Origin of the sequence: Peribacillus huizhouensis, assembly GCF_014138605.1 — a bacterium.
In the GTDB taxonomy this organism is placed as follows: domain Bacteria; phylum Bacillota; class Bacilli; order Bacillales; family DSM-1321; genus Peribacillus; species Peribacillus huizhouensis.
On sequence record NZ_JACJHX010000009.1, the window covers coordinates 80406 to 107365 of the forward strand.

Here is a 26960-nt window from a genome sequence, read left to right on the forward strand (position 1 = left end):
GAATAATCATTTACCTTTATAAAAAATTTGGCATTCTAAAAAAGCCTGATTCTCAGAAATCTGTATCAGCATATTGAGCAGACGGATTGAGAATCAGGCTATTTTGAATTTCCTATTATTCAGTTTCAAAAGAGCAGCGACTTAATATCTTCTTCTAATTCTTTAGGCTTCGTTTGAGGAGCGTATCTGCTGACAATATTACCGTTACGATCTAATAAAAATTTTGTGAAATTCCATTTTATCCCCTTTGAACCGAGCATTCCTGGAGCATGTTCGGTTAAATATTGAAACAAAGGATGGGCGTTTTTACCATTCACATCAATTTTAGCAAACATCGGGAATGTGATACTATGATTCAATTTACAATACGAATCAATTTGAAGATTATCGCCAGGCTCTTGTGAAAGAAATTGATTACATGGGAAGCCAAGTATGACCAAGCCATCATCATGATATTGTTCGTATAACGCCTGCAGTTCACTATATTGTGTTGCAAAGCCGCATTTACTAGCAGTATTAACAATGACTACTACTTTCTCTTTAAATTGCTCCATAGAAATATATTCGCCATTTATTTTTTTAACGTCAAATTGATATATAGACATACAATGTCACTCCCTTTAACTAGTAAATATATTGTATATCATTTCATGTTAACTTTCCCATTTTTTACAATTCACTTGAATATAGGTTCTAATTTCTCTAACGTTTCAATTACATAATCAATAATTTCCACAAGATCGTCTATCTGTTCTTCTTTAATTAATCTTCCAAAAGAAATAGTATATTTTGTTGTATAGAAAACTTGCTTTTCCTGGTTATTTATCGTTTCGGAATCCGTTTTTTCAATGAGACGAGTTTCTCCCCAAATATGAGTAAGGACATTCATTACTTGTTTAGTTTGAATTTCATCCAACTTATCTTGGATTGCAACCATCACTTTGAGGATTGAGCCTGAAGCAGATTCATAGTTAGATTTTGGTAGTAATTCAGCACTCAGGTTTTCTAATTTTGATATAAGTGTAATTCCTGCACTGATCTTTCTTTTAGCACATGTATGTTTCAACTTCATTTCAATTACAAACTCACGTGATAAATCTGCAAGGTTTACTAAATCCATTCGATTCGTTACAAGGATATCACCATCTAAATCTCGATCATAAACTGCTCCTTCAACTATAACTTTCATATTATCAAATGCAGTAGGATCAAATACCATAACACACCTCTTCATTTATTTTATCTTAGCCTCATATTTTATCATAGGGACACTTATTGCAGGAATGACTTTAAAACTTTGTACAAGCAATATTCTATCATTATGCTAATTTCAGTCAAAAAATGGTGCCTTCTAACTGAAACTTCTATATAATAAGTTTTATTAGAATTTTCTAATTTCAAAAAAATAGTGGAGGAGGATATATATTGCCTATTAAAATTCCCGGTTTATTACCCGCCAAACAGATTCTCGAACAGGAGAATATTTTTGTAATGGAAGAAGAGCTGGCAACTAAGCAGGACATCCGTCCATTAAATATACTTATCTTGAATTTAATGCCGGAGAAAGAAAAAACGGAAGCCCAACTCTTGCGCTTTTTAGGGAACACACCAATTCAAGTAAATGTTTCATTTTTACGATTAACCTCACATGAAGCAAAAAACACTAGTAAGCTACATTTAGATCAATTTTATAAGACTTTTTCAGAAGTGAAAAACAATAAATTTGATGGGATGATCATTACTGGTGCTCCCGTTGAAAAGCTTGAATTTGAGGAAGTGGATTATTGGGAAGAACTTCAGGCGATTATGGATTGGACAACTCAGCATGTTACATCGACCTTACATATATGCTGGGGTGCACAATCTGCTCTATATCATCATTATGGAATAAACAAATACGAGTTACCAAAAAAATGTTTTGGTATTTTTACACATGATGTTCTTCAGCCAAACGAACGGCTTGTCCGCGGTTTTGATGATCAATTTTTAGCACCACATTCGAGGTACACGGACATTGATTCAGAACAATTATTAAGCAATGAAAAACTGATTGTACTTGCCCAATCAGACCAAGCTGGAATCTTGTTACTAGCATCAAGAGATGGTAAAAGGATTATGATTACAGGTCATCTTGAATATGATGCTGGTACATTAGGGCAAGAATATAAACGTGATCAGGCCAAAGGTGTTTTAACAGATATCCCTGAGAATTATTATCCAGACGACAATCCAGAAAAGAAACCACTTCATCGTTGGAAAAGCCATAGTAGTCTTTTGTTTTCAAATTGGCTCAATTATTATGTCTATCAAGAGACACCTTTTGAATGGGATTAAGATTATCGTCTCCAATAATCACATGCTAAAAGAGACCAACTTGTATTAAGTTGGTCTCCTATCCATTGCATCATATTTTTGTAAGTTCTTCCTCAAAATAAAAAGTCGACGGCTTTTCTTTGATTACATACGTATACTTTTTCATTTTCGGAACATATTGAAACTTCATGATCGTTACTTCTTCACCAGTCTCTCCAAGATTGACAATTTCGCCTGGTTGGAACTTATTCTTATTGGACACCGGTCACACTCCCTCTCTATATTCATTATACCATAGAAAGAGTAAAATAAAGTGAAACTTCCATCATTCGGGTTTTCCTTTCCCTCACCTATGCTTCTACGATTTCTCTAAGCCTCATGTTGATAACTTACTGCCCATTATTGCGGGATCATATCCAACCCACTTTTTAGCTTTGTTGAGAAAGATACACTTCCTCGAAAGGCTGTACAACTACAAAGCCATTCCCTTGGAATTTCATTTGAATGGATTCACCACTCGCACGACCAAAAAAGGATTTCAATGAAACATCTGTAACAAACTCAGGAACAAGGTGACCAGACCAAGCAACGGTTGCATTTGGATCGGTGTATACCGGATTTCCCGGTTCAACTAATAGAGTTAGAGGTTCATAATGAGACGTAAAGGCTACCATTCCTGTCCCTTTCAGCGTCACGTTAAAAAGCCCTCCTGACAATAATCCAGCAACCTTTCGCATGAGCTTAATATCCCAATCGATACTAGGTTCAAATGCAAGTAAGTCATTGCCGTTTACTGTTACCGATTCATTATATAAATTTAATATTGAGATTTTCTTGCCTTGATCGGCAACGTATAGCTTCCCCTGCCCTGTCGCTTTCATAAGGGGTGCACCCTCGCCTGTAAAAGCCTTCTTAAATAGCTTCCCAATTCCATGTTCAAGAATACCTTCACGTTCAAACTTAATATTGCCACGGTAAGAAATCATCGATCCCATCTTTGCCCAAATTTGGCTTTCAAGATTAATTTCAAGTATTCTCGGTGTTTCCAATTCAAACAATCCTTGCCCTTTATCTTCTTGTTTGGTTTCGTCAATGAATTGATTGATTCTGAATTTTTCCAACTTAATCAACTCCATTATTTTTTTCTTAACATAAATAACCATGTGAATGAAAGCGATTGCTGTAAATCTTTTGCTAAATAATTAAGTTTGGTATAATCCACACCACGCTTCGGAATACCTTTATCTGCTATGATTTCCCAACCATTGTCCGAGGCTAATTTTTCTAAATCCCATGATTGCAAAGTATTCATAATTACATCTTTCCCAAGGATTTTTGGATAGCTATGCTTCTTTCTAGGCATAGCTGTCGGCCCTAATATTCCTATGCAGCCATATCCACCTTGCTTTACAACACGATGCATCTCTTTTAGGGCAAGCAGTGGATTTTCTGTCCATTCTAGCGAGTTTATTGCCAATACAGCATCATATTCTTGATTCCGGAAAGGTAGTTTTGCTAAATCACCTTGAACAAAAGAGATATGATCCATTCCTTGCGTCTTTGCATGAGCGATTTCAATCATTTCAGATGATAAATCAAGACCAGTAACATGATAACCTAAGCTAGCAAGCTTCATTGACCCATAACCATCGCCACAACCTAAATCAGCTACTTTCGCCCCAGATGGAACATACTCTATAAAAAAAGGGATAATACTCTGTCTACTTCCCGTTTCCCACATCTCTAGTGAATTTTTTGACCAATCAAGCGCAAATTGATCCCATTGTTTACAAGCATCATCAAGCCAATTATGTATTGTCACGCTTCCACCTCATCTCTTTAAGTGTTTCTAATAATGTTGCTGAAAATAATACACGCTAGTTTGTAATTTAGCTACTTATTCTTACGTTAAGGGGTAAAAAAGGTTTCAGTTTATTCGAACATTTACTTATTGGCTCTGTTAAACTTGCCTGTTGATTAGAACGAAAGGCTTTCGCTTTCCGATCAACATAGTGCCAAAATCAACAATGAACTTTAACATAGCCTACTGATAATAAGGTCATTAAAACAGAAAGTGGCCTGACTTCGCCAATACGATAACAGTATAAGTAGTAAACATAAATATACTGTATGTAAAGTACGAGGTCAGACCTCCTAAATTATTTTTATTTTTCTGCGTCTTCATTTTTCTTTTGGATGGCTTTTAGTTGTTCCATTCGTTGTGGATCTTCTTGAAAATACTCAACTAAATCACCAATTCGGTCGATGGAATCCCAACTTAAATGATGTTCAATCCCTTCAACATCTTGATAAATGTTTTCTTCCTTTACTCCGATAATCTGTAACAATTGTTCTAACAGGTCATGACGATATACGAGCCTTTTCCCTACTTTTTTTCCATTTGCAGTAAGCACAAGTCCGCGATATTTTTCATAAACTAGATATTTTTCTTGATCAAGTTTTTGTACCATTTTCGTAACTGAGGAAGGATGAACAGACAGGTTTTCCGCTATATCAGAAACCCGAGCATATCCTTTTTCTTCTATTAATAAGTAGATTTGCTCGATATAATCCTCCATGCTCGGTGTAGGCATTTATTAATCCTCCCATTCATAAGAAAAGTGAATAGCGCCAATAAAGGAACTTCGACTTAAATCCATTTCTTCCAGGAGTCGTTGCCGAAGTTAGTGCATCCTGTGTACTCTAAAATTAGACAAGCTAACTAAGATGAGGAGTAGACTTTTCCTCACCAGAATGGATTGTCATGTAGGATGATTTCGCTAAACACCAAAACTCATTAAAAACCTTATACTTTCTTATCATTTTTGCAATCGTCTCAGGTCTCGGCTACCATCAATTAATTATTCTACCATAACGTATAAACCAAAAAGACACACTCTAGACGATGGTAAATGAGATATGTATAAGGTTAAACTCTAAAATGTATGAAAAATTTTATACATATACAAAAAATTCTACTATATTAAACTTACTTAAACAAGTATGAAACGAAAGACTTTACTGATTGATATTCGTTTCTTGTGGAAACTTCCAGCTAATTTTTTTTGATTGTTCATCCCAAATCAAGGCTGCATGAAATGTTTTGTTTCCTTTTTCAAATCCTTCTATTACATCTGTTTCTCCTGTTTTCAGTAATTTTTTCAAGATTGCTTGTGTAATGTTTTTGTTAAGTATTTTTTTCGAAACGGTAAATGTGCAGTTTGTTGTCGAATAATTTGTGCAGCCGTAGAAATTACCTTTGTCGACTACCTTTCCATCGCATAATTTACAATTACCCAAAGATGCAGAACCCTTTCTTTTTGTAGATTTTCGTTGAATCGATTCTGTATCAAATTGAGAGAAATCCCATTCATTTGAAGCCTCTATTGCATCAGATATGATTTTAGATGATAATTTCTTAACGGCTTCCATAAATGTTCCTGCAGCTGCTTTACCTTCACCAATTTCTCTAAGCCGCTGTTCCCATTTGGCCGTCATTTCTGGTGATGCAAGGATTTTATCACCAATCGCTTCAATTAATACTTTCCCTTTATCTGTCGCAAAGACTTGATTTTTTTGCACAGTAATATACTTACGATCCTTCAGCATCGTAATAATCCCAGCTCTTGTTGCCTCAGTTCCGAGACCTTCTGTTTTCATTAATACTTTTTCAAGCTGCTCATTGTCAAGATGCTTTCCTGCTGTTTTCATAAGTGTAATGAGCTGACCTTCTGTATAACGCTTTGGTGGCTGTGTTTTTCCTTCTTTCACTTTACACTTTACTACTTTACCACTAGCTTCTTTTTCGACATTTGGAAGCAATATATCTTCGTCTTCTTTCTCATTATTAAAAATGACCTTTCGCCAACCTTCTTGAATTTGCTGTTTACCCTTTGAAACAAATTCAGCCCGTTGATCAACCATTGTCGTTATAGTCGTATAATCAAAAATAGCTTTGTCATAATGAGCAGCGATCAGTCTTTTGACGACTAAATCGTACATTTTTCGTTCATCATCCGACAAGCGTGCTGGATCAGTCACCTGTTCGGTTGGAATAATTGCGTAATGATCGGTCACTTTTTTTTCATTGACAAAGCGTTTGTTATGGAGAATTGATGGCTGTGGCAGTGGAAAATACTTCGAATAGTCGGCAAATCTACTCAATTTGTCCATGATTTCTGGAAAGGTTTCCGCTTCTCCTTTTGTTACGTAATTAGAGTCTGATCTGGGATAGGATACGATGCCTTTCTGATAGAGGCTTTGTAAAACATCAAGCGTTTTTTTGGGCGGAAATTTATACATTTTATTTGCGGTTGCCTGTAATGCAGACAAATTGAAAAGTAGCGGTGGCAGAAATTCTTTGCGATCTGTTGCCATTTCTGTGACTTTTGCATCTTTCCCTTTACAAAAGGCAGCGATTTTCTCAGCCATCTCTTGATTGTCAATCCGAGTCTCCTGATTCTTCTGCCATTTCCCTTGATATTTTCCACCTTCGATATTAAAGTCAGCTATGACTTCCCAAAAAGGCTTCGATACAAATTGTTCAATTTCTTTTTCCCTTTTCACAATTAAAGCAAGTGTTGGTGTTTGAACTCGGCCTGCTGAAAATACGTCGCTCATTCCTTTTTTCTTTAGGAGTATACTATAAACTCTTGAAGCATTCATCCCAACTGTCCAGTCTGCACATGCTCTTGTATACGCTTCATGAAACAAAGGCCTTGTCTCTTGTTCCGCTAATAAATGCTGGAACCCTTCATAGATAGATTTTGGTGTAAGTGATGAAATCCAAAGCCGTTTCATTGGTTTTTTTGAACCACTAAGTTGGATTATATTACGGACGATTAATTCACCTTCACGACCAGCATCTCCTGCATGGATGATTTCCTTCACTTCAGCTTTTTGCAGTAACGTTTTGACTACTTGAAATTGCTTATATTTCGATCTCGTCACTTCATATTGAAACTTCTCAGGAATCATCGGTAGCGTATCAAGCGACCATTTTTTCCATTCTGACTTATATTTTTCAGGTGAAATCAGTTCTGTTAGATGGCCAATCGCCCATGATACATAAGCTCCTTCTGGAAAAAGCTCATTTGGTAAAATTTCTATATACCCTTGATTTTTTTTCGTTTTAAATTGCTTAGCCAGAGTTGCCCCTTGATCAGGCTTCTCGGCGATAATTAACACGGATGGCAACTTCAGTGCACCCTCCTTTTTGAACAAGATCCTACTACAAATAACTTTACCGCAAAAATCGCTTTTCGTATATGGATGAATCGTAGAATTATCCATTCGTTAATGGAAATCATTTATTCCTAATTAACGGGGTAGTAACCCCCAGCACTGATTGAAGTTTCACTTTATATAATACATTTATTTTACCAAAATAGATCCTATATAGACTGCTGTTCCCCACATAACACTTGCTGAAATTTTATTGAGAATGGCCAAAAAGCGACCCGATTGATCCAATTTCCCTGTTATTCTTCCTATAATCCCCAAACTAACAAACCATGCCCAGGAAACCAGTATGCATACAACAGTGAATGCGACTTTTTCAATCCCAATATAGTTTAATGAACTTGTGCCAATCACGCCAATTGTATCCAAAATCGCATGTGGATTTAACAACGATACAGACATAGCGAATGCGATTTGTTTTTTAGGAGTGAACGTAACGTTTTTATTCTGCTCCTTAACAATTGGTGTACTCCGCCATGTAATAAAACCCATATAAATTAAAAAACAACAACCTGATGTAAGAAGAATTGTTTTTAACCAGTAATATTCAAGAACAACAACAGAAACTCCTAAAACGGCTAAAGAAATTAATAGAGTGTCACAAATGGCTGCTGTAACAATAACTGGTAATGCCCTCAAAAATTGAGGCTGGACCGCTCCTTGGTTAAACACAAACACATTTTGAACTCCTAATGGTAAAATTAATCCGAACGCTAAGATAAAACCATGAAGTATTGCTTCTAACATTTTTATTCCTCCTGCTTTATTATTGATTTCATTGTATAAGAAAAATTTCAATAGGTCTCCAACCAATTGGTTGGAATCATATCCAACCAATCGATTATAATGGATAGATAAATTGAAACTTCAAACAGTGGGATTTTCTTCATCCCACTGTTCGTTTGTCCCGTTCTAATGTCGCTAATACCTTCGCACAGCATAGGTAAAGCGACACTAGGAACCTGAAGACTAAGTGCGCCGCTTCCTATAGTCTTTCATCTGAGTAACCAATATCCTTTGGACACAAACTTAGCTTTGAAAACCACAAAGGTACGTTTCACTGTATCTCATCTATCGGGCTTTTACTTCGAATAGCGAGACGACTGCTTTAAGGAACGTCTACTAGGATCACTCACGTCTTCCGAGCAACGTAGACGCTATAACATCCAAAACCATAAGAAGGAATACAGCATCGGGTAGTTTGCTACAGATATTACAGCTAGTGACCTAAGGGGGCTAGGTTCCGCAATTAAATGAGTTAGTTAGGATAAAGCGAGGTGTGTATTTTTTATGACTGATGAATGGGCATTAAATAAATCGTCTCAGACGCCACTTCACCAACAAATATACGAATATATTCAAAGTAAAATCATGAACGGCGAGTGGTCAGTCGGAACTAGAATCCCAACACAACGGGATCTAGCAAAAAAATTTCAAGTGAATCGCAGTACGATTGTCTATGCTCTAGGAGAGTTAACTGCCGATGGATTAATCGAGTCAAAAGTAGGAAAAGGAACAATTGTTGTAAATAATACTTGGAGTATTCTGGCTTCTACTCCACCACCTGATTGGAATAGTTACGTGAAGTCCGGTTCTTATCAGCCAAACATACAAATGATTCAAGAAATCAATAAAGCTGAATCGAACCCCAAAATCATTCGACTCGGCACTGGAGAGCTTTCTCACGAATTGTTGCCTGCTGAAAAAATGCAACAAATGTTTCAAAGTCGTTCAAAAATATTTTCTTTAGGATATTCTGAACCAAAAGGGAGTATCCATTTAAGAGAATTATTAAGTGAATATTTAAAAGCCAAGGGAATCATAGCGTCTCCTTCTTCGATATTGATAGTTTCAGGGGGGCTACAAGCATTGCAATTAATCTCTTTAGGCTTATTACACCGTGGGTCAACTATTCTTCTCGAAACCCCTTCCTACCTAAACTCTGTACATGTCTTTCAATCAGCAGGAATGAACTTACTTGGCATTCCTATGGATCAAGATGGGATTTTAACGGATTCGATAGGTAGGTTCAAAAGGCAGCATAACGGAGCTTTACTCTATACCATCCCATCTTTTCATAACCCAACAGGTGTTTTAATGTCTGCAAATAGACGAATAGATTTATTAAATGTTTGTAAAAAAGACCGGTTACCGATTATCGAGGATGATGTTTATGGGGATTTATGGTTCGAACGTTCGCCACCAATTCCATTAAAAGCTATAGATAACCAGGGGCTTGTCTTATATATGGGGAGTATGTCTAAAACCGTTGGCCCTGGTTTAAGGATAGGTTGGATTGTAGGACCAGAACCTGTAATCGACCGTTTATCAGATATTAAAATGCAAACCGATTATGGCTCAAGTTCATTATCTCAATTTGCCGTAGCTGAGTGGCTATCAAGTGGTTTTTATGATGAACACATCAAGAAGATTAGAGCAGAATTAAAATGTCGTAGAGACTTTACTATTGCATTACTACATAAACATTTTCATGATTTAGCAACTTGGAATATGCCTGAAGGCGGTTTTTATATTTGGCTTTCGATTCAGAAACAAATTTCAATCCGAAAATTATTTGAAAAAGCCTTGAATGAAGGGATTTTATTGAATCCTGGAAATGTATACGATCGAAACGATCAACAGCATCTTCGATTGTCTTATAGTTATGCATCGCCCGGCCAACTAAAAAAAGGATTAATAAGACTTTCAGAACTAATTCAGGAGCTTTCTAAATAAGTGTAATTATTTGATTCTTTCTATGTACTTAACTCCATATAAGTAATGGGAAATTCGGTTTTTAGCTGCCAGAACCCCTATTTACTTGGTTCTGGCAGTTTAATCTTCTCCATTATATATACTTTTTCAGCATTTCCTTTGTCTCTAATTCTGCAAAGCATGCTTCAACACTATTTAAATAAATTTGTTTATAATCTTCAAGACTCATATTAAATTCGTTAAATATTAAATTGCATTCATTCAGCATATTTGTAGCTGATACTGTTCTGTTATCCGTATTAATCGTTACTTTTATTCCATCTTTGTGAAAATTATAGATTGGATGTTCACGAAAATTATTCACTGCTTTTGTTTGGACATTACTTGTTGGGCACATTTCAAGCACAACTTGTTGTTCCTTAACTATATGATATGCTTCATCACAATCTTTAATAAATACGCCATGTCCAATCCTTTCAGCGCCCAAAAGTTTAACAGCCTCTAGTACATTTGTGCCTATTCCAGTTTCACCAGCATGGATTGTTACTCTATAGCCATATTCTTTAGCTAATCGAATCGGAGCTTCAAAAATTCTGCAAAACCCTTCCTCTTCAGATGCACATAAATCGATAGCAACAACTCCCTTTCCAAGGAATTTTTTACCCTTTTCTACGACTTCAAAAGCATGATCTACCGACATCGTTCTCATACATGAAAGTATTAAGTTTCCTTTTATATCGTATTGATCTTCGGCATCCTTCATTCCATCTAAGACACTTTGTATGATTACTTCTACATCTAATCCTTTTTTTGTGTGGAGTAAAGGTGCAAATCGAACCTCCATATATTTTACATTTTCCTGTGCAGCATCTTCCAAAAGCTCAAAGGAAATTCTTCTTAAATTTTCTTGTGATTGCATGACTAAATTAGGAAGTGCGAATTTTTTCAAATATTCATCAAGAGATTCACATTCTATTGGAGCCGTGAGTTCTCTCTGTATTTCTTCAAGATCAAAAGAAGGAATGCTGATGCCTTCTCTCTTTGCTATATCAATGACCGTTTCAGGTCTAAGACTACCATCTAAATGGCAATGAAGCTCAATTTTAGGTAACACTGATAATTTCATAATAACCTCCACATTTTTTGTTATTTGAGAAGTAAAAGGTAAAAAAAAATTCCTGATTACGAAGAAAATACACGTACATGTACCTTCTTCGTAATCAGGAATTATCGGTTCCTGGTAGAGACCTCCAAACCGTATCATTGGAGTTATACGAATTTTTTTCATCACTTTTGTAAAAGAATAATAAATTTTATTTTTATTGTCAAGTAGTTCCCTATTTAAACAAAGTTAAGATTATACAAAATGTCAGATAAAGTGCAACTTCTGTATGTGGAGAGATTACAGCCTGTTAAACCTATAAACGTAGTTTTAAGACAAAACACCTTTCTTAATAAAGCTCAAAAGGGACAATATTATATCATTATTAAACTTTTTTGAGATAAGAATATAATACTTAAAAAACGGACTAAAACTTTGACATTTCCCCTTTGAAAAATCGAATAAATTTATTCGCTTCATTTGTTTCAACTTTTGTTAAGACATAAGTTGAGGATGTAGGTAGATGAATATGTTCTGATTTTATTTGAATTAGTTTATTCATTCTTAATTCATCCCTAACCATTGTAAATGGTAAATATGAAATGCCAAGTCCTTGTTCGATAAATTGTTTCGTAATTTCTATTTGATTCACTTGCATAGTTCGAACAGTTGGATAAAGACGTTTAATTTCATTCAACAAATTCCGCCAATAGTCAGGATGATTATGAGTGATGACCCTGTATTTTTCGAATAGGATTTTTTCATCTTCTAATTTCACTTTATCTTCATTAGGTCCTACTAAAATGACAGGCTCTTCGTGTACAATATGGCTCTGTATATTTGTTTGGATCGGCTTGATTCTCGTTAAACCTAAATCTGCTCTTCCCACACTAATTTCCTCACCAATTTCATATGATTTAAGTACGTTAATAAATACTTCTATATTTGGGTTTTCATCCATAAAGCGACGTAATATGGCAGGCAATACAGATGAGGCTATTTGTGGTGCTGTCGCAATTATTAGCTTATGATTGTATCCTTGTTTCCATGATTCAAAATCGGCTAATCCTTTTTCGTATTTTTCGACTATTTCTCTTGCGTATGGAAGATAATGTAGACCCGCTGAAGTAAGTGAAATTTTTTTTCCATTTCGATCGAATAATTCAATGTTCAGGTTCTCTTCTAGTCTCTTTATATGTTTCGTTATAGCGGGCTGTGTTAGAAAAAGTTCTTCCGAAGTTTTGCGAAAATTTTCGTACTTTGCTGCAATGATAAATGTTTTGAGCCATTTAATCTCCATGGATTTCTCCCCCCCCCCCCGTAATAACAGTTCGTTATTAATTTCCTCATTTTTCGTTAATATCCATTATTTATTCTCTAAAGTATAATCTATTTAACAGAAATATACAGCCAATTAAAAGGAGCGAGTAACTATGGGGAAAGTGCCAAGTGCCCAGGACAGTTGGAATGCCAATTTATATGATCGTAAACATTCATTTGTAACAGAATATGGGAATCGTTTAATTGAATTATTAGCTCCAAAAGCAGGTGAGAAGATTCTAGACCTCGGTTGCGGAACAGGAGATTTGGTAAAGAAATTACATGATTACAAAGTGGATGTTGTTGGTGTAGATCAATCAAAAAATATGGTAATGCAAGCAAAAAATAAGTACCCAACGCTTAAGTTTTTTGTGCAAGATGCAACAAACTTAGAATACAAGAACGAATTTGATGCGGTTTTCTCTAATGCCACACTTCATTGGGTAAAACAGCCTAAACAAGCACTAAATTGCATTTATAACAGTTTAAGAGAAGACGGTAGGTTTATCGCAGAATTCGGAGGTAAAGGAAACGTTAAAACAATAACCGATGAGATGATTAATCAATTCAAAGAAAGTGGAATAAGTTATCAAACGGCAAATTTTCCATGGTATTTCCCGAGCATTGCTGAGTATTCAACTTTAATGGAAGAAGCAGGATTTAAAGTAACCTTTGCCGAGCACTTTGCTAGACCAACTCGACTAGATGGAGATGATGGATTAAAGAACTGGATGAATATGTTCGGAAGTGAGATGTTTGAAGGGATAGATCAAAATAAAAAAGAGGATATTATCACACAAGTTGAGATTCATTTAAAACCAATTATATATATAGATGATCATTGGATCGCTGACTACAAAAGGATTCGTATAATTGGAATAAAGTGAAACTTCAATCTGTCTGGGGCTTCATCCCCCACTGATTGTTTGTCCCGTTCTACTATTGCTAAGATCTTCGCATTCGCTTCGATCAATCGACAGTACGATCTAAGGATTAATGAATCACAGACTAAGTACGCCGCGTCCATTAGTCTATCGTCTACGTGACCCATATACTGCGGGCGCAAACTTACCTTTGAATACCACAAAGGTAAGTTTCACTGAATCTCACCCTTTACGGGCAGTTTGATTCCCCACCTCTCTTCTTTTAGCATACTCAGAATCTCGAGGTAGCGGTCTTACTGTCCGTTAAGAGTGGGATAAAAGACTAGACAAGGATAGCTTCTTTCTTTGTTCCACCCATTTTGCTTTAACAGTGATTAAAAGAAGAAATTGAAACAACCTGAGTCCTATTTGGATAAGAACTCAGGTTGTTTAGTTTCTGCCAGAACCGATTTCAGCGTCCAAACATGTTAGTCGCTTAAAACTTTTTTGATTTTTTAGCATCAACAATCATGTTAGATTAGTTACGTTTCTCTTCCTTATGAACCATCACTAAAATCCTTCCAGTTTCTAAATCGTTCTGATACATCTTAGCTTCTTTTTCCGAGATACCATGAGCATTTAGAGCAGGTAGCAATCCTCCAGCACCGCTTGCCGCACCAGCTACCGCACCAGCAAGTGTAGTAAATATTGGACCAATAGCTAGAATAGGGCCGAATCCAGGAATCGCCAACGCACTTAACCCGATAAACAGACCTGTAAGACCAATTGCCCCTCCCGTTGTTGCACCTGCAATCATACCGCGGCTTGCTTTGGGTACTATCTCTTCTCCATGGTCTTTGATTTTATCGATATGTTTAGCTACGATTGAAATCTCATTATCTGAATATCCCTTTTCTTTAAGAGTTTTAATTGCTTGTACCGCTTGTTCTTCTGTTTCATATACGCCTATTACTCGATTATCCATATGTGAGTCTCCTTTACTGATCTATACCAATTGAATACCCTCTTAATTGATAAATTAATCATGGTTTGATTAATCGGACCAGTATTATAGAGCTTATGTTATCAGGATCTTATTTGCCCCTGACCATATATGAAATATTTTGTTGAAGTCAGTGCTGGCAGCCCCATCGGCCCTCTAGCATGAAGCTTTTGAGTACTAATTCCGATTTCAGCACCGTAGCCAAATTCAAACCCGTCTGTAAAGCGAGTAGATGCATTATGATACACAGCAGCCGCATCAACATTTGTTAAAAAGAACTTTGCTGCGACTTTATCATTTGTAAGAATTGCTTCTGAATGTTTTGTGCCATAAGTATTAATATGCTGGACAGCTTCTAATACATTGGCAACCGTTTTAACGCTGAGTGATAAGTCTAAGTATTCAGTAGACCAATCCGCTTCTGTCGCTTGGTTAACTTCAGGATAATGCGCTAGAACTTTATTATCACCAAATAATCTGATACCAGTATCATGTAACAATTTCAACAATTCTTTCCCATGAAGCTCTAACCATTTTTCTTGAATAACAAGGCTTTCCACAGCATTACATACTGATGGACGCTGAGTTTTTGCATTTACAATGATCTCTGTTGCCATCGCGAAATCCGCGCTTTCATCAAGATAAATATGACAGTTTCCTGCACCAGTTTCGAGCACAGGTACTGTTGATTCTCTTACAACTGTGTCAATCAGATTTTTACTGCCCCTAGGTATTAACACATCTAAATATTCACTTGCATGGAAAAGCTCTTTTGCTGTTTCTCTGCTTGTGTCTTCTATTAATTGTACAGCATCTACTGGTAGTTTCGTATTTTTCAATGCCTGATGTATGACCTTTATGATCGCTTGATTAGAATGCTGTGCTGAAGAGCTTCCACGTAAAATGACCGCATTTCCCGTTTTTAAAGAAAGAGTTGCTGCATCAATCGTTACATTCGGTCTAGCTTCATAGATCATTCCGATAACACCAAGAGGAACTCGTTCTTTTTTTATTAACAGACCATTCTCTTTTTCTATCGTTTCTAATGTTTCGCCAATTGGGTCAGGAAGTTCAATCAACAATTGAATCGCCTCTGCCATTGCCATAATGCGCTTTTCATCTAACATTATGCGGTCAAGCACCGCAGTAGTTAAGCCATTTTCACTTCCTACTTCCAAATCTTTCTTATTCTCCATCATTATATAGGATTGTTCAGCGATTAACTGTTTAGCAATCATTGCTAACGCTTCATTTTTTTCAATCGTTGATACATTGACCATTTGATAACTCGCGGCTTTGGCTCGAATTCCTTTTTCAGCAATTTCACCCATTATTTTTCCTCCTTAATTTTTACCCATTTATCTCGATGAATCACTTCGATAGCTGGAAAAACGATCTCATTACTTCTTTTACCCATGACTGCTTTTAATTCGTTTTCCGAATAGAGCACTTCGCCTTTTCCAAGTAAGCCTAATGATCCATATACCTCAACTACATCGCCTTTATCAAAGCTGCCAATCATTTTATAAATACCAGCTGGAAGCAGACTACTACCTTTTTTAACTAACGCTTCTTCTGCGCCTTCATCAACAAATAAAGCACCTGAAACATGGGAATGAAAAGAAATCCATTGTTTGCTTCTCGCAATTGTAGGGAGCGCACCTTTGCCAATATAGGTGCCATCTCCGTTTCCATCAATAATACTTTTTAGTTTATCACTGCCTTCACCAGTTCCTATAAAGACCTTTACCCCTAATGATAGAGCCGTCTTAGCAGCATGGAGCTTGGACTTCATTCCACCAGTGCCAACCTTTGAATCTGATTCTCCTCCAAGCATCATGAACTCAGCGGTCACTTTTTCCAGATAATCAATTCGTTTGGCATCATCTTGTTTATTCGGATTCGCGTCATATAATCCATTAATATCTGTCAAGATGACAAGTTGATCCGCATGTACTAGTCCGCTTACTAGAGCAGATAGCATGTCATTATCTCCAAAGGTAAGTTCTTCGATTGAAACGGTATCATTTTCATTAATAATCGGCAAAATTCCTCTACTAAGTAATTCCGTTAAAGTTTCAGAAGCATTGCGATAACGACTTTTATTGGAAAAATCAGTTCTTGTTAATAAAATTTGTGCAGGTATGATTCCATATTCACTAAACTGTTCGTTATACGACTGGATAAGTACACTTTGACCTACAGCAGCTGCAGCTTGCTTTCCTTTTAAAGTAACGGGGCGTGAAGAATAGCCCAACTTGCGAAAACCAGCCGCAACAGCTCCAGAAGATACTAATAATACCTCATGTCCAGCTTCCTTCAACTTAGCAATGGCTGCTGTATGATCCGATATTTTTTCCTGATCAATTTGCCCTTTATTATTTGTTAAAGAACTGCTGCCGATTTTCACAACGATCCGCTTTTTTTGCATGAGAATTGCCTCCATAAATTATCATTTATGCATAAAAAAACCCTTCTCATCCTCTAAGAAAGGACGAAAAGGGTTAGTTTCCGTGGTACCACCTTTGTTGAATGCTTTATTTTGCATCCCACTTTTCTTGTTAACGCCAAGGATACGCCCGGGGTTCTCCCAGGACTCCAGAAGCAGGTTCAATGGTTCATTGTGACGGGATTCTCAGCACCCTCCCGCTCTCTGACACAATAAATGACATTTACTAATCCTCTATCTTCGTTCAAGTTTTTATTAAGTATGCAAAAAAATTAGATAATTGTCAATAGATAATGAGAAAGTAGTACCACCACATTTATGTTAGAAGCTTGTTTCCTACTTTTCGCAGTTGCTCGCCAACTGTACACTGAGAAATACAAAATTTATGAGCAAATCTTCTACCTTTTTCTTTTTTAAATTGTTTATGGACAAAACATCCTTTGCACTGATGTTCTAAAATTTCTTGCACATCATTATATAATTCATTCCTTTTCATCTTGTCTACTCCTTCTTTACTTTTAAAACAATAGATCCTATCCTTCAACCTGTAGTTGACTAAATATTTCTTCTCCACGCAGGGCTTGTGAAGCGAGATGATCTGCTTCACTATTCTTTTTACGAACAATTGGCTCGTAATTCGGCGTGATGCCAAGTTTCTTCAACTTTACTTCAATACGGTCTCCCCATGCATTCAATACTTTTTCAAAACAAGGCCATTCACCAGATAGTTGATTTAGGACAACTTGGGAATCACCTCGAAATGTAACCACCTGGTGGTGTACGTCAAGTATCTCTAACTGATTTACAGCTTCATAAAAAGCGGCATATTCAGCTTCATTATTCGATTCTAGCTCCTCTAATAAACTGTTCATACGAATTCGAAAGCTTTTTTTGCCTTGTTTATAATAAATAGCGACTCCAATGCCGGTCATCTTTGAATCCTTCTGATAACCACCATCGAAGTAGACCGTGACATCTTGCGGTTCATATTCGATTTCAGCCAATAACTTTTTCAGTTCCTTCTTTGACCAAGAGGTTCCTTTTTCATCTTTAAACTCTATTTCCTTCAAGCGGCCTATTTTTTCAAGATCGTCAGTAATAATTAGTGCTTCTTCAGCAGAGATCCAATCAGAGGTAAATATGGCAGATGGTTTCTTAGCCGAATGATACTGCCATAGCATAGTGACCTTCAAATCATTCCCCCCTTGTAAACTTTTATAATAATTTATACAAAATTCATTTATTAAAGACTATAATAACTGATGTATCATCATCCAAAGCGATATTATTTTCTCATATTTTACGCAGAAATTCATCGGTTCATGCTTATAATAGAAGAAATATCGGGTGCATTACTTAAGTAGTTTACATATCATCAGCAAATTATTCTGTAAGGAAGTGTTTATCATCATGATTGAAGTTCATATCGATGGTGCTAGTGCGGGAAACCCTGGACCGAGCGGCGCTGGTATTTTTATTAATAATAATGGAACGGTTGAACGGCATAGCATTCCTCTTGGAAACATGGAAAATCACGAAGCGGAATACTGGGCATTGATTAAGGCGTTGGAAATCTGTTTGAGCAACCAATATAAGGTCGTTTCATTTCGTACAGATTCGCAACTCATTAATCAAGCCGTTGAAAAAGGCTTTGTAAAAAATAAAAGGTATTCTCCATTATTAGATCAGATCCTCCATTTATCTAGTAAATTGGAGTTATTTTTTCTAAAATGGATTCCAAGTAGCGAGAATAAGTCAGCTGATGAGTTAGCAAGACGAGCTGTTCGAATGAATAGTGGGGGTACAGAGTCATGACAAAAGCGGCAGTAGCTGATTTAACTTTATTATTTGTCGTTTTCATTTGGGGTTCAACATTCGTTATGGTTCAAAATGCGATTGGTTTCTTAGAACCACATTTATTTAATGCAATTCGTTTTTTTATTGCAGCTATTGTGTTAATCATTGGTTTTCGAATTTTTTATTTTAAAAAAACCGATGCGATTTGGACAAGATCTTTATTTTTTTCTGGTATTAAAATCGGCATCTGGTTATTTTTGGGCTATGCCTTTCAAACGGTTGGTTTATTAACGACTACGCCTGCCAAAGCAGGTTTTATCACAGGCTTAAGTGTCGTACTCGTCCCGCTATTTTCTTTGCTGTTATTGAAGCAAAAATTACGACTGCCAACTATTCTAGGAGTTCTATTAGCGACTTTTGGATTATACTTTTTAACGGCTGCAAAAGGCTCTTCAATTGTCTTGGGAGATGTGCTCGTATTTTTCTGCGCCATCAGTTTTGCTATGCAAATCATTATGACCGCAAAATATGCAAAGTCTCATCCAGCCCTGCCATTAACGATTATCCAAGTCTCGGCAGTAGCCATACTTTCTTTTGTTTCTGCCCTTTTATTCGAAGATTTTTCTGTTCTAATGAATCCAGCCATCATACTAAAACCTGATGTTTGGAGCGCTTTACTAGTTACTGCTTTTTTTGCAACAGCTTTTGCATTCTTTGCCCAGACCTATTTTCAAAGTTATACCTCTCCAACGAGAGTTGCACTGATTTTTGCAATGGAGCCTGTATTTGCTGCACTGACATCATTTGTTATAATCGGCGAAAGTCTTACTACGGTGTCTCTAATTGGCTGTTTGTTCATTCTCACTGGTATGATCTGTGCCGAGCTACCTCCACGAAAAAAATTAGCCGCCCAACTTGAATAGGGCGGCTTCGCTATTATTTCTATTTATTTTTACCATTCTAATTTAACAATCCTTGTTCACGGGCAAATCGTTCCGCTTTAGAGCGACTATTTATCTTATTTCTCTTCAAGGTTTCCAGCAATGAAATATAAAAGCTACCGTCGAAACTTTTTTGTGCTTTTAAAGTTATTTCGATAGCTGTATTAACAAGGAAATCGCTTGCTTCTGTATAACGCTGTCCAAAATAAATAAAGCCAATGGCATCTTCGCCAAATGAGAAGCCTTTTTCTTCTAGAAAACAAACATATTCCTCCACCGTTTTCCCCACAAACATCCACTCCATCCTTATCCATTCTACATATTACCTTAATTCAACCTTTTTGCCTATCCATTTTTCGACAAAAGTTGCCAAATTATTATCGAGGTTTTTGGAAATAGTAGAGCTAGGAGGTGTTTTCATTGAGCAAAAATCGCAACCGTGGTCATGGCGTAAATCCTCAAGGTTACTCTGGTGGAGGCAAGGGCGACACAAGTCCAAAATCACAATTAGAACAAAAAGCAAAGAATGAAAATCATAAATAATCTCTTAATAAGATGAAACTTCAAGCAGAGGGGGATTCTTCATCCCCCACTGCTTGTTATTCCCTTTCTACTGTAGCTAAGTTCTTCGCTTTCGCTTCGATCAATCGACAGTACGAACTATGGTTCAACGAACTCAGCCTAAGTACGCCGCATCCTTTAGTCTTTCGTCTGAGTGACCCACATCGCCTTGGAGCCAAACTTAACTTCTGTTCGCGTATCGATAAGTTTCACTGCATCTCATCAATCGTGATTTTACTAGCAGTTATCCCGCACCTACGCTTCCTCGATTCCTCTAAGCCTTGAGGTGGGAGATTTTACACCCCGTTAACAGATAAAAAACCGCAATCCAGCACAGGCTAAGATTGCGGTTTTTTTTAGATAATTCGTTGTATTGTTTTGAACTCATGGTCTTCTGCAAGCCTTCTAACTTTTTCGTGGTCAAACCTATAAACGCTCGTTTCAAGAGCACATGATACAGGGACATCACATTTGATTTCTGCAAGCTGTCTTGATAAATGAAGCATGTCAACTGCAGCTTGAATTTTTGTTTGTTGCGCTTTTGTAAGTAATGCAATGTTATTAAGAATCCCTTCAATATTTTCATATTGAATGAGCAACTTCAATGCCGTCTTCTCGCCAATCCCTTTTACTCCTGGATAATTATCCGCAGTATCCCCCATCAATGCTTTTAAATCAATCATTTGCTTTGGTGTAATACCCTTCCATTCGAAAAAGCTAGCGCCATTATGGACTTCGTAGTTGCCATATCCTTTTTTTAGCAGTACAACTGAAATGCGATCATCAATCAACTGCAACATGTCCTGATCACCTGTCAAAATCGATACATGACTTTCATTCATAGCTAACTTCGCAATGGTCCCAATGCAATCGTCTGCCTCATATCCAGCAACCCCAATGTTAGGAATGTTAAATGCTTCAACAGCTTCCTTTGCCAACTCAAACTGCGGTACCATCTCAATTGGTGCTTCCGATCGATTTGCCTTATAATCTGGAAACAAATCGTTACGGAAGGTTTTACTTCCCATATCCCAACAAACTGCTACATGGCTTGGTGAAAAATGATCAATGGCCATAAGCATATGTTTAAGAAATCCTTGAACTGCATTCGTTGGAACACCTTTTGAATTAATCATAAATTGCCCCGTTACTGCTGTTGCATAAAATGCTCTAAATAAAAGTGCCATTCCATCAACAAGTAAAAAGGATGGCAGCTGTTCTCTTTCTTTTATATCCAAAACAATCACCTCATACACTACTCTACTATTATTTCAATATAATTACTAGTTTCATCGTTTGGTAATCTTAAAGTGAAACTTCCATCAGTAGTAGGCTTGCTACATCCCTTACTGATTGTTTGTCCCGTTCTAGTGTCGCTATACCTCCACGTAGCGAAGGTAAAGCGACACTAGAACTAAGGTTCAACGAACTCAGACTATGTACGTCACGCCCTTTTCTTTCCTCTGAGTGATCCACATCCTGTGGGCGTTAACTTCTTTGAAGACCACAAAAGTAAGTTTCACTGTATCTCACCAATCTGGCTTATACGGGCAGTTTGTCCCACCACCTATCTTCATTGTACCTCTTATAAGCTTGAGATAGGGGTCTTACTGCCCAATAATGCGGGATATATGGAAATCTCAGCTTTTCGTAACAACTTCATTTTCCTCATATGATATCCAATCACTAAAACTCCCAACATAAAGCTTAACTTGATCAAACCCAGCTTCTTTAAGCGCAATAAAATTTGGTGCAGCCGTTACTCCTGAACCACAGTACACAATTACTTTCTGTGAATTACTTAATTCAGCAAATCTTTCTCTTTGTTTTTCAGCTGATATAAATGAACCATCTTTTATACCTTCATTCCACATTTTATTTCGTGCAAATGGAATATGTCCTGCAACATGGTCAATAGGCTCTTCTATTCCTAAATAACGTCTTTCTTCTCGTGAATCAAGTAGAGTGACATCTTTTGGCTGGAGAATTACATATTCTTTCACTTCATCATAGGTAGCAAGAATGGTTGGATCAATACAGACATGAAAAGTTTGTCGATTATAATGTGGAATTTCTTTGTCCACTTTTCCCCCTGCTTGTTTCCATGCATAGTAGCCACCATTTAGAATTTGCACATGTTTATGTCCTAAATAGGAAAGCAACCATACAAATCTTGAGGCAAAAGCTCCTTCCCCACCATCATAAGCGACCACTCTTGTGTTATTCGATACTCCTACTTCTTCAAGCTTTTGTTTAAATTCAGCTAGATTAGGGAGTGGGTGCCTGCCACCATGGTTTCCAACTTTGCCAGACAAGTCTTCCTCAAGATGGAAATACACAGCGCCAGCAATATGCTCTTGGTCATAAAGGTCTTTACCGCACGAAGGATCACCGAGATTAAACCGACAATCAACAATTCTAACCTCTTCATTTTGTAATGTTTTCAATAATTCGTTTGGCTCAATTAAATAAGACATTTTTCGTATTCTCCTTTAATTAGTTCCGAGGGTCAGACCCTCGCAACTTTCTTAAGCTTAAATTTATTAATGAAGTAAATTTGTACTAATTCTGACCTTTACAACCCCAAAAATTTTTACTTGTATAAAGCTAAATAGAGTAAAAGGACACAAGAAAAGACCATTACATGTTCTTTATTTTTGATTTAAAAGCTTAATCTCTTCTGCAAGTTGTTCATAGTGGGGAATATCAATCGTTTCTTCAAGAGCTGCTTGTAATCCTGCAAAAATTTCAGCTAGTTCAGCTTCACTATTTTTTTGCAACGAAACCAATTGTTGCATAAGATGTTCTTGGTAGCTTTCGTATAATTGCTCACTTTTTTCAATTACATAATCAAGAGCTGGTTTATCAAGACTTTCTTTTAACGCATCACTCATTTTGACTTTTTCATTTTTCTCAAAAAATGCTTTCGGGTTCTTAAATAATGAAAGTTCTTTTTTAAATTCAGTTGCTGTTAATTCAGTAAACGCTTTGTCAAAAGTAATAATCGGACCATTTTGTGGTTCATATGGTTTTAAAGCAATGTTTTTCTTTACTTTTTGGACTTGTTCCAATATCGAGCTTTGCTTTTCTAATACTAGCTTTGTTACAAATAATTCTGCTCTTAAAGCAGTTGCACGCATTTCTTGAGCAAAGTCAAAACCGATTGATTCTAATAAACTGTTTAAGGATTGCTTCAAGACGACTTTATTATCCTGACCATCATCTTTTATCACAGCAGGGTTAAAACATTCTTTGAAAAAATCAGCAAATCGGAAAAACACGCGTTGTTTGCTATAAAAGGTGAGCTCATCGATTTCTTTTTTCAAACGTTGTTTATCGGTTTCACCGTTCATATCCTGCACAATTTGTTTAATTTTTTGAAGATCCTCTTTTAAAGCGAGCAGTGCCTTTTGCTTCGTTTCTTTATCCTGCTTGGATGTAGTTACTACATCCATCATTAGCTCCTCAGTCCGAACCATGCCAGCTTTAGCCGACTGCAAAGCAAGATCCGTTAAGTCATGCTCTATAAACGCATTAAACTGCGCCTCAAATTGGGCGATGCCACTGTCTGGAAGAAAAGCATGTGAAAACGAACTTTGTTTTTGCTTTTCTCCTAAAGCCCCTTTACTACTAAGTGCAAAAAGCTTCGGAAAACGGATGCCAAAACTCGCCAATTCAGTTTCTACATAGTCTTTGACTTCTATGACCTCTTCTTTTGAATTTGCTAAATCAGCCGCATTAACAATAAAGAACATTTTATCCATTGCAAAAGAGTCTTTCACACGGCCAAGTTGGATGAGAAACTCACGGTCTGCTTTTGAAAATGGATGATTATAGTAGGTAACAAAAAGAATCGCATCAGAGTTCTTAATGTATTCAAACGCTGCTCCGGTATGTCGGGCATTAATCGAATCTGCACCAGGTGTATCAACTAATACCATGCCTTGCCTTGTTAAATCACAGTCATAATATAATTCAATTAAATCAACAAGACACGATTTCGTCTCTTGGGCAGCAAACTGACGGAAGCCATCCAAATCAACAGTCAATGTCGTACCAAGCTCACTTTTGTATAGTGGAAGCCCCGCGTGGAAAGCGCGTAAAAAAGATAATTGTGTTTTACCTGTTTCAGAATTACTACTTCTTTGGATAATATCTTCAGATAGCTGATGTGCTTCCTCCAAGTTGGCTGCTTTTTCTGAAAAGACAGTAAGTGCAACGTTCACATCTTCAAGGAGCATCGCTTCTGTTTTAAGCTTGACAGCAGCAGTCCCATGCTTATGTACAGGATCTGCTGCCATTATTTTATTGATCGCAGCTGTCGTTGGATTTGGTGAAACAGGAAGTACACTTTCACCCATTAATGCGTTGGCAAAGGACGATTTCCCTGCACTGAAAGCACCAAATAGGGCAACAGTAAACGTTTGATTTTCAAGTCGTTTGGATTTTTCCTTTAATTCACTATATAAAGATTGAAACCCTTTTAAAGGATAAATCAAATCTGCAACTTCAGATAAACTGACAGCCGTTTGGTGTAGTTTATCTTTTGCGCTCATTTGCTTGGTTACTGTTTGCAATTCTACCTGATCTATAGAAACTTCTTCAGTTTCTTTCTTCTTTTCAGCCCGATTCTGCTGTTTGCTTTTCTCTTGAACGATGATTTTTCTTTCTACATCATTTTCTTCTTTCAGCCAAGCTGTCAGTATTTGCTCTACCTGAGTTTGTTCGTTTGCTTTACCTGCAAGTATGTCAGCAAGTTGGTCTTTTTCTTCTTGGAGCTCTCGTTCCATCATGTTGACTAACTCTAACGCATATAGATACGACGAAAACTGCTTCAATTCATTCTCTAATTCCTGAGTTCGCTGTTCGTTCTGTTCCATTATTTTTTGAGTAAGTTGATCCATAAATTGATCACATGATCTTCTTGCATCTCTCTTTATTGTTTCAGAAAGTTCATCTGTATAATTTAGTACATATTCACCCGTAATTTGGACTTGCCCCTTAAGTAAGCTGGTTAATAAAGTTTCTGGAACCTCTACTTGTAGGCTCTGAGCAGTTTGTTCCATGAGCACATCATGTAGACCAGAGGCTGCTACAGTTTGGACAGCGAGCTCTTTAATATGCCAATCCATCTGTGTTTTAACTTTTTCCTGTATATCCGCTAGAAACACTTTTTTACGTTCTAGACGCTCAAGGTCTGTTTTTTTCTTTGTAAAAAACAGACCCATTTTAAAGTCTTTCTGTGTGGATTCGAGAAATTGATTGGCTAAGTCACGAGTTGCTGCAGGCATAAGAATAGCATTTTTGACAATGGATTGTGTTGCTTTTTCAAAGTTTTCTTTCACGCGTTCTATATTACGGACCAATTGATATTTTTCCTCAAGAAGCCGATTTACATCATCTGTGATCGCTAATCTTTCGGTATCAGTAAGGCTATATAACGACTCAAGTTCTACTGAATGTGCCTCTTCATATTTATTCTTTAACCAGCTAAGATGCTGATTGATGACCCTTTTTGTAGATACACAAAGTGAATGCTCTCGATTTTTTTCTTTATTTTGAACTAATGTGTCAATAAATTGCCGGACGTTTTCAATTTCATTTTGAGAATGCGTCAAATCGCGGATGGATGTGAAAAACATGCCATCGAATATTACGTCCCAAGCTGCAAAAGCCTCACGAGCAGACTGTTTAAATGCTTCAAAACTGAGTTCGTTTTCATCATGTTTATCGATCATATTGACGATAAGATAAAAAGACTTACCCGCTTCAGTCAGTTCTCTAGTAAAAAGGAAGTTCACTTCTGATTGAACATGATTATAATCCATCACATAAAAAACGACATCCGCTAAATGAAGAGCGGATTCAGTTGAAATTCGGTGAGCGTCATCTGTTGAATCGATACCAGGCGTATCCATAATCACACAAGTATTAGGTAAAGGAAAATCCTGCGAGCTAATAGTAATGGAAGATACAGCGTCACCATCTTTTGCAAATGTCTTAACGGCAGTGTAATCATATGGAGCAGGAAATATTATAGGTTTACGTTTACGAAAATGAATTTTTGCAAAGTCTTCACCTTTTTGGACTTTCACCGTATTTGCACTTGTTGGAATTGGGCTTGAAGGCAACAAATGTTGATTTAATAAAAAATTAATCATACTTGATTTTCCGGCTGAGAAATGACCGCAGAACGCTATCACAAACTCTTCTTTATGAGATTTTAGGATTAGTTCTTTTATTTTCTCTGCATTTGTTTGATCTCCCTCTTCAGAAAGTTTTTCGTATAGATTCATTAAGTCCGTTATGTTGTAAGTCTGTCTTGTATCAGTGTACGCCATTCATCTCTTCCCCTTAAACATCGTTTTTATAACTCAAATTATCCCGATTTAATTAGCTTTAATTTCCACACTTTTATTTTAAATCGCATAGTGCGTGGATATTCAGCCTGTAAATCCCTGTTTGGTGAGATACAGTGAAACTGACCGATGCTAGAGCATAGGTTTGATTTAAACCCACAAGATGTGGGTCACTCAGACGTTGCCGCAGGACGCGCCACTTAGTCTGAATTCGTTGAACCTTAGTTCGTAGTGTCGCTTTAAAGAAGCGTTAGCTTGCGATTTAGCGACACTAGAACGGGACTAAGCATCAGGGG

Annotated in this window: 25 protein-coding genes, 1 riboswitch and 1 other annotated feature; of the genes, 6 read left to right on the plus strand and 19 right to left on the minus strand. The window is 36.8% G+C overall.

Annotation, left to right across the window (positions count from 1 at the left end; translation table 11 throughout):
- Positions 1-125: 125 nt before the first annotated feature.
- Positions 126-605 (minus strand): glutathione peroxidase, encoded by a 480-nt coding sequence (locus HNP81_RS14545; RefSeq protein ID WP_028391481.1) that lies wholly within the window; start codon positions 603-605, stop codon positions 126-128.
- 71 nt (positions 606-676) lie between these two features.
- On the minus strand, positions 677-1219 hold the full coding sequence (locus HNP81_RS14550) for a hypothetical protein (protein WP_182503120.1): 543 nt from the start codon (positions 1217-1219) through the stop codon (positions 677-679).
- A 206-nt stretch (positions 1220-1425) separates the two neighbouring features.
- On the opposite strand from HNP81_RS14550, the gene metA reads away from it, so the two are divergent.
- Entirely contained in the window at positions 1426-2334 is a 909-nt protein-coding gene (gene metA / locus HNP81_RS14555) for a homoserine O-acetyltransferase MetA (RefSeq protein WP_182503121.1), read from the plus strand.
- Positions 2335-2404: 70 nt separating this feature from the next.
- Here metA and HNP81_RS14560 read toward each other — a convergent pair whose 3' ends face one another.
- The 6 genes from HNP81_RS14560 to HNP81_RS14585 form a co-directional block, all read right to left on the minus strand.
- On the minus strand, positions 2405-2575 hold the full coding sequence (locus HNP81_RS14560; RefSeq protein WP_182503122.1) for a hypothetical protein: 171 nt from the start codon (positions 2573-2575) through the stop codon (positions 2405-2407).
- Positions 2576-2741: 166 nt separating this feature from the next.
- Positions 2742-3434 carry an AIM24 family protein gene (locus tag HNP81_RS14565; protein WP_028391484.1) on the minus strand — a complete coding sequence of 231 codons (693 nt, stop codon included), beginning with the start codon at positions 3432-3434 and terminating at the stop codon, positions 2742-2744.
- Positions 3435-3448: 14 nt separating this feature from the next.
- Positions 3449-4135, minus strand: coding sequence for a class I SAM-dependent methyltransferase (locus HNP81_RS14570; protein WP_028391485.1), 687 nt, complete (start codon positions 4133-4135; stop codon positions 3449-3451).
- A 343-nt stretch (positions 4136-4478) separates the two neighbouring features.
- Positions 4479-4907 (minus strand): transcriptional regulator MntR, encoded by a 429-nt coding sequence (mntR, locus tag HNP81_RS14575; RefSeq protein ID WP_028391486.1) that lies wholly within the window; start codon positions 4905-4907, stop codon positions 4479-4481.
- 424 nt (positions 4908-5331) lie between these two features.
- Positions 5332-7500: a DNA topoisomerase III gene (locus tag HNP81_RS14580; RefSeq protein ID WP_034301545.1), complete on the minus strand. Its 2169-nt coding sequence runs from the start codon at positions 7498-7500 to the stop codon at positions 5332-5334.
- Positions 7501-7686: 186 nt separating this feature from the next.
- Entirely contained in the window at positions 7687-8301 is a 615-nt protein-coding gene (locus HNP81_RS14585; protein ID WP_182503123.1) for a LysE/ArgO family amino acid transporter, read from the minus strand.
- 543 nt (positions 8302-8844) lie between these two features.
- Here HNP81_RS14585 and HNP81_RS14590 point away from each other — a divergent pair.
- On the plus strand, positions 8845-10290 hold the full coding sequence (locus HNP81_RS14590) for an aminotransferase-like domain-containing protein (RefSeq protein ID WP_182503124.1): 1446 nt from the start codon (positions 8845-8847) through the stop codon (positions 10288-10290).
- A 112-nt stretch (positions 10291-10402) separates the two neighbouring features.
- On the opposite strand, the gene add is transcribed toward HNP81_RS14590, so the two are convergent.
- Both add and HNP81_RS14600 read right to left on the minus strand, forming a co-directional pair.
- Positions 10403-11395, minus strand: a complete 993-nt coding sequence (gene add, locus HNP81_RS14595; protein ID WP_182503125.1) for an adenosine deaminase — start codon at positions 11393-11395, stop codon at positions 10403-10405.
- Between the two features lie 71 nt (positions 11396-11466).
- A riboswitch (purine riboswitch) is annotated at positions 11467-11566 on the minus strand.
- 232 nt (positions 11567-11798) lie between these two features.
- Positions 11799-12671, minus strand: coding sequence for a LysR family transcriptional regulator (locus HNP81_RS14600; protein WP_182503126.1), 873 nt, complete (start codon positions 12669-12671; stop codon positions 11799-11801).
- 133 nt (positions 12672-12804) lie between these two features.
- Here HNP81_RS14600 and HNP81_RS14605 point away from each other — a divergent pair, with 133 nt between their 5' ends.
- Positions 12805-13578: a class I SAM-dependent methyltransferase gene (locus HNP81_RS14605; RefSeq protein WP_182503127.1), complete on the plus strand. Its 774-nt coding sequence runs from the start codon at positions 12805-12807 to the stop codon at positions 13576-13578.
- Between the two features lie 514 nt (positions 13579-14092).
- Here HNP81_RS14605 and HNP81_RS14610 read toward each other — a convergent pair.
- The 5 genes from HNP81_RS14610 to HNP81_RS14630 form a co-directional block, all read right to left on the minus strand.
- A complete protein-coding gene (locus HNP81_RS14610; RefSeq protein ID WP_182503128.1) occupies positions 14093-14539 on the minus strand; it encodes a general stress protein in 447 nt (148 codons plus the stop codon).
- A 101-nt stretch (positions 14540-14640) separates the two neighbouring features.
- Positions 14641-15888, minus strand: a complete 1248-nt coding sequence (locus tag HNP81_RS14615; protein WP_182503129.1) for a glutamate-5-semialdehyde dehydrogenase — start codon at positions 15886-15888, stop codon at positions 14641-14643.
- Positions 15888-16988, minus strand: a complete 1101-nt coding sequence (gene proB, locus HNP81_RS14620) for a glutamate 5-kinase (protein ID WP_182503130.1) — start codon at positions 16986-16988, stop codon at positions 15888-15890. The genes HNP81_RS14615 and proB overlap by 1 nt, the downstream gene beginning before the upstream one ends.
- Positions 16989-17044: 56 nt before the next feature.
- Positions 17045-17256: a binding site (T-box leader), on the minus strand.
- 66 nt (positions 17257-17322) lie between these two features.
- Positions 17323-17502 (minus strand): zinc-finger domain-containing protein, encoded by a 180-nt coding sequence (locus tag HNP81_RS14625; RefSeq protein ID WP_028391494.1) that lies wholly within the window; start codon positions 17500-17502, stop codon positions 17323-17325.
- A 37-nt stretch (positions 17503-17539) separates the two neighbouring features.
- Positions 17540-18199 carry a ribonuclease H family protein gene (locus HNP81_RS14630; RefSeq protein WP_182503131.1) on the minus strand — a complete coding sequence of 220 codons (660 nt, stop codon included), beginning with the start codon at positions 18197-18199 and terminating at the stop codon, positions 17540-17542.
- Between the two features lie 217 nt (positions 18200-18416).
- On the opposite strand from HNP81_RS14630, the gene HNP81_RS14635 reads away from it, so the two are divergent.
- Both HNP81_RS14635 and HNP81_RS14640 read left to right on the plus strand, forming a co-directional pair.
- Positions 18417-18821: a reverse transcriptase-like protein gene (locus HNP81_RS14635; protein ID WP_028391496.1), complete on the plus strand. Its 405-nt coding sequence runs from the start codon at positions 18417-18419 to the stop codon at positions 18819-18821.
- The gene (locus tag HNP81_RS14640; protein WP_028391497.1) at positions 18818-19726 is read left to right on the plus strand and encodes a DMT family transporter; all 909 of its coding nucleotides are present in this window, start codon (positions 18818-18820) and stop codon (positions 19724-19726) included. The genes HNP81_RS14635 and HNP81_RS14640 overlap by 4 nt, the downstream gene beginning before the upstream one ends.
- Positions 19727-19763: 37 nt before the next feature.
- On the opposite strand, the gene HNP81_RS14645 is transcribed toward HNP81_RS14640, so the two are convergent.
- Positions 19764-20039, minus strand: coding sequence for a DUF6123 family protein (locus HNP81_RS14645; protein ID WP_028391498.1), 276 nt, complete (start codon positions 20037-20039; stop codon positions 19764-19766).
- Positions 20040-20164: 125 nt separating this feature from the next.
- On the opposite strand from HNP81_RS14645, the gene HNP81_RS24340 reads away from it, so the two are divergent.
- Positions 20165-20287 (plus strand): hypothetical protein, encoded by a 123-nt coding sequence (locus tag HNP81_RS24340; RefSeq protein ID WP_268745208.1) that lies wholly within the window; start codon positions 20165-20167, stop codon positions 20285-20287.
- A gap of 374 nt (positions 20288-20661) precedes the next feature.
- Here the strand turns inward: HNP81_RS24340 and HNP81_RS14650 are convergent, their stop codons facing one another.
- The 3 genes from HNP81_RS14650 to HNP81_RS14660 form a co-directional block, all read right to left on the minus strand.
- Positions 20662-21543, minus strand: coding sequence for a 5'-3' exonuclease (locus HNP81_RS14650; protein WP_281384507.1), 882 nt, complete (start codon positions 21541-21543; stop codon positions 20662-20664).
- 402 nt (positions 21544-21945) lie between these two features.
- On the minus strand, positions 21946-22782 hold the full coding sequence (locus tag HNP81_RS14655; RefSeq protein ID WP_028391500.1) for a sulfurtransferase: 837 nt from the start codon (positions 22780-22782) through the stop codon (positions 21946-21948).
- Between the two features lie 174 nt (positions 22783-22956).
- Entirely contained in the window at positions 22957-26646 is a 3690-nt protein-coding gene (locus tag HNP81_RS14660; RefSeq protein ID WP_182503132.1) for a dynamin family protein, read from the minus strand.
- Positions 26647-26960 lie beyond the last annotated feature (314 nt).

Excerpts from the sequence above, each read along its gene's own strand:
- HNP81_RS14545 (WP_028391481.1), bottom strand. The coding sequence starts at position 605 with ATGTCTATATATCAATTTGACGTTAAAAAAATAAATGGCGAATATATT.
- HNP81_RS14550 (WP_182503120.1), bottom strand. The coding sequence starts at position 1,219 with ATGGTATTTGATCCTACTGCATTTGATAATATGAAAGTTATAGTTGAA.
- mntR (WP_028391486.1), bottom strand. The coding sequence starts at position 4,907 with ATGCCTACACCGAGCATGGAGGATTATATCGAGCAAATCTACTTATTA.
- HNP81_RS14585 (WP_182503123.1), bottom strand. The coding sequence starts at position 8,301 with ATGTTAGAAGCAATACTTCATGGTTTTATCTTAGCGTTCGGATTAATT.
- HNP81_RS14590 (WP_182503124.1), top strand. The coding sequence starts at position 8,845 with ATGACTGATGAATGGGCATTAAATAAATCGTCTCAGACGCCACTTCAC.
- add (WP_182503125.1), bottom strand. The coding sequence starts at position 11,395 with ATGAAATTATCAGTGTTACCTAAAATTGAGCTTCATTGCCATTTAGAT.
- HNP81_RS14600 (WP_182503126.1), bottom strand. The coding sequence starts at position 12,671 with ATGGAGATTAAATGGCTCAAAACATTTATCATTGCAGCAAAGTACGAA.
- HNP81_RS14605 (WP_182503127.1), top strand. The coding sequence starts at position 12,805 with ATGGGGAAAGTGCCAAGTGCCCAGGACAGTTGGAATGCCAATTTATAT.
- HNP81_RS14610 (WP_182503128.1), bottom strand. The coding sequence starts at position 14,539 with ATGGATAATCGAGTAATAGGCGTATATGAAACAGAAGAACAAGCGGTA.
- HNP81_RS14615 (WP_182503129.1), bottom strand. The coding sequence starts at position 15,888 with ATGGGTGAAATTGCTGAAAAAGGAATTCGAGCCAAAGCCGCGAGTTAT.
- proB (WP_182503130.1), bottom strand. The coding sequence starts at position 16,988 with ATGCAAAAAAAGCGGATCGTTGTGAAAATCGGCAGCAGTTCTTTAACA.
- HNP81_RS14625 (WP_028391494.1), bottom strand. The coding sequence starts at position 17,502 with ATGAAAAGGAATGAATTATATAATGATGTGCAAGAAATTTTAGAACAT.
- HNP81_RS14635 (WP_028391496.1), top strand. The coding sequence starts at position 18,417 with ATGATTGAAGTTCATATCGATGGTGCTAGTGCGGGAAACCCTGGACCG.
- HNP81_RS14640 (WP_028391497.1), top strand. The coding sequence starts at position 18,818 with ATGACAAAAGCGGCAGTAGCTGATTTAACTTTATTATTTGTCGTTTTC.
- HNP81_RS14645 (WP_028391498.1), bottom strand. The coding sequence starts at position 20,039 with ATGTTTGTGGGGAAAACGGTGGAGGAATATGTTTGTTTTCTAGAAGAA.
- HNP81_RS14655 (WP_028391500.1), bottom strand. The coding sequence starts at position 22,782 with ATGTCTTATTTAATTGAGCCAAACGAATTATTGAAAACATTACAAAAT.
- HNP81_RS14660 (WP_182503132.1), bottom strand. The coding sequence starts at position 26,646 with ATGGCGTACACTGATACAAGACAGACTTACAACATAACGGACTTAATG.